Source organism: Acinetobacter sp. ABJ-A23_2, assembly GCF_044538765.1.
GTDB lineage: Bacteria > Pseudomonadota > Gammaproteobacteria > Pseudomonadales > Moraxellaceae > Acinetobacter > Acinetobacter nosocomialis_A.
The window spans coordinates 1-3,009 of record NZ_JBIUCP010000095.1; the positions used below are offsets into that span (position 1 = coordinate 1).

Here is a 3,009-nt window from a genome sequence, read left to right on the forward strand (position 1 = left end):
GCTTTTATAGGCGGGTTAACTATTGCCTTTAAAAATGATATTAAAACTTAAAATATAGCGGTTTATTTTTTCTCATTGAGATATCCCCAAATCATCACGAGAATAATATGAAATTTTATAAAACTATTTTAGTTTTAGGCCTTGTTGTAGGCGATTACAGCGTTTCTGGTTGCGACATTCGCACTCAGCAGGATTTTGAAAAAATTTGCCTGTCGGGTGGGCACACCCAAGCCAGTTGCGACTGTATATACCAACGGCTTGAACAAGTGTATTCGCATAAGCTCATGCAACGTCTAGAACATGTCAGTTTGCAAAGTCCTGCTCTCCCACAGGACTTTGCCCCTACTTTTTTTAGTGTGATGCGGCGTTGCGATAAAGAAGACATGGGCTAAGCGTTTGGCTTAGCTCCCTTATCTCTGTGTCGCAATGGTGGATGACTTTAAATCAGCGCAAAAAATTAAAGTTCTGTTGTGGCACGGGGGCCTTGGGGGAAGTATGGAGTTACTTCAAATAAAATCTGCATAATGACTATAATAATCTATCATTTTCAAAAATATTTAAAAAATAGAATACTAAAATTAAGGGAGCTAAAGCCCCCCCTTAATAAGCCATTAAACGATATTATCATCTGAAAGTGTTTTACCCATTACTTTAGAAATGATCTTAAGTAGCTGCTGTTGGCGAGCCTCAATAAAGGCGTCAAAATCGTCAGCTCTTAATAACTCAGGATCAATAAAGTGTGTAGTTAAGATCTTGTTCATACCCATATCATCCATCAACACAGTCTTATGATTTTGCAAGTCATTAAGATATTTCGATGGTGCCTTACCACCTATCATACGATTTGCTTTATAAGAAATTGGTGTTTTATTAAGGATAGAGTCATATATTTTTGAAGGCTTCCCATTATCTTCACACCATTTCTTCGGAAAAATATGATGAATATCCAATGCAACTTCTTCTACATCTAAATTTTGAACAGACTCCTTCCAAAAGAAGTCTTGTGCACCCTCTCTCGATACCAAAGTATTTAAACCTTTATATGCTGCACTCAAACGAGATTTTAACGTTTTCAAGCGTTGTGCTTGGAATGATGCTTCTTGAATTGTTCTGATCTCATGATCTGGATTTAAAACCCAATTACTAAGATCTTCTAGATCATTGGCGATACGTGTTTCTACCGCACCACCATACAACTCACCAAGTACCCCACACCAAAACCATTGACTTAACTTTTCATAGATTTTTGGTTCTAACCATCTTTCTTTAAGTAATGCCAGAATCGATGCTAGAGGTACCAACTGTGTACGATATGGTAAATCTTTAGTGAAGAAAAAACATTCCTTACGCAGGAACTTAGCAACTAATATAAAACCATATTCAATATCATTTGACCATTTTTCATAATCAGTTAATGACATTCCTAAGATTGCTGCGCGCTTTGCACTTACTGGGGTACTAAATTTACCAGTTTTATTGGCTGCGATATCAGCTTTTTTCTGTTGCAATGTACTTAATAAGCTAATAGCTTGTAAGTAATCAGTCGGTTCTACCAGCTTTAATATAGGTTCTTTATCACTTAATCTTTTAGCACGACCAATTGGATTACGCTCTGGATGCCCATACCAATCATCTCTAAGATTATATCCTTCAGCAGCGAATGTCGCTGTGACAAGTTCAAATACAGATAATGGAACACCACCTGTATTTACTTTTTCAAATACCAAACAAACTGCTTCTTTAGAATTCTCTTTATTCAATTTGATTACTGGAAGTGCATACTTTCTAAAGCTTTCGAGAACTTTTTCTCTGAAGTCCATATATTCTTGAATTCTGTTTGCATGGTTTCTAAATAAAATTACTTCCCATTCATTGGCATTAAAAATTCGATTACATGGGAAAAAGAATGCTTTACACTCTTTTTCAATAGTAGAAAAATCCAACTCTATCTTTTCGAATTGGCCGTTTTCTTTCGTCTGAACATCCCGACCAAAATTTGTTTTAACAATTTTGTCTTCGTCTACTGAAATAAAAGCATCTTCTAAATTACCACTCAATGCCATTTCAATATCAATATAATAATGACGTTTGATCACTCTTCCCTTTTCATCAAATGTCTTAACTGGTTTATCTAATTTCAGTACTTGTGTTAGAGAGGTTAAGCGCTGTTGACCATCCAAAATCAGCTCTTCAGGCTCTATATCATTTCTGTCAAGTTCCACATTTTCAATAGGTCGTACTTGAAATTTTACATCTCCACCTGTTTCGAGAAGCATTACGGCACCTACAGGGAATGACCGTGCAATGCTTACTAACAATGATTTGATATGAGCATCGTCCCAGACCCAACCACGCTGAAAGTCAGGTAACTGTAATTTCCCCTCAACAATTTTCTTTAAAATGTCACTTAAATTTTCTTTAGTACTATCAAAATTACTCATGTATAAAAATCACGTGTTATTTATGTTTGAGCCTAAAATACATGACATAAAAAAATTATCAATGAATTACATCAATCTATTACTAAAGTTTTAATCATTTTTTCTATATAAATTTTCTTAGGCTAGTCTCATCTTTTAGAATAAAATTTACTTTCATGTATCTCTCTAAGTAAAAGTACACCATCGTGGTGAAATGCTAGAAGTAGAACCAACATTTACCAGTACTATTCTCGAGTAGTACTACATACTTAAATATCACCTAGTGGTTTAGCATCAAATCGCATAACTAATAGGATATAAGATGTGATGAAAATAACATTGCGGAGCATTTGACTTAGCTTTCTTATCGATGTGATGCAACGGTGGATGACTTTAAATCAGTGCAAAAAATTAAAGTTCTGTTGTGGCATGGAGGCCTTTGGAAAAGCTAACTGATGATAACTTAAATATATTAATTATCGACCTTCAAAGTTCGCTTTACAGTAACATACTCATTTGGAATCACTATCTTCTTTTCAATAGTCATAACTCCATAAGAAACTAAACTTTTTTTCATTAACAATGAGAT

Annotated in this window: 2 protein-coding genes; one reads left to right on the forward strand and one right to left on the reverse strand. The window is 34.8% G+C overall.

All coding sequences use genetic code 11. The annotated features are described in order from the left end of the window. Positions 1–107 precede the first annotated feature (107 nt). Positions 108–392, forward strand: coding sequence for a hypothetical protein (locus ACH63V_RS17920; protein ID WP_396464301.1), 285 nt, complete (start codon positions 108–110; stop codon positions 390–392). A 219-nt stretch (positions 393–611) separates the two neighbouring features. Here ACH63V_RS17920 and ACH63V_RS17925 read toward each other — a convergent pair whose 3' ends face one another. Beyond that, complete coding sequence (locus ACH63V_RS17925) at positions 612–2,441, reverse strand: DUF262 domain-containing protein (RefSeq protein ID WP_396464302.1); 1,830 nt, start codon at positions 2,439–2,441, stop codon at positions 612–614. Positions 2,442–3,009 lie beyond the last annotated feature (568 nt).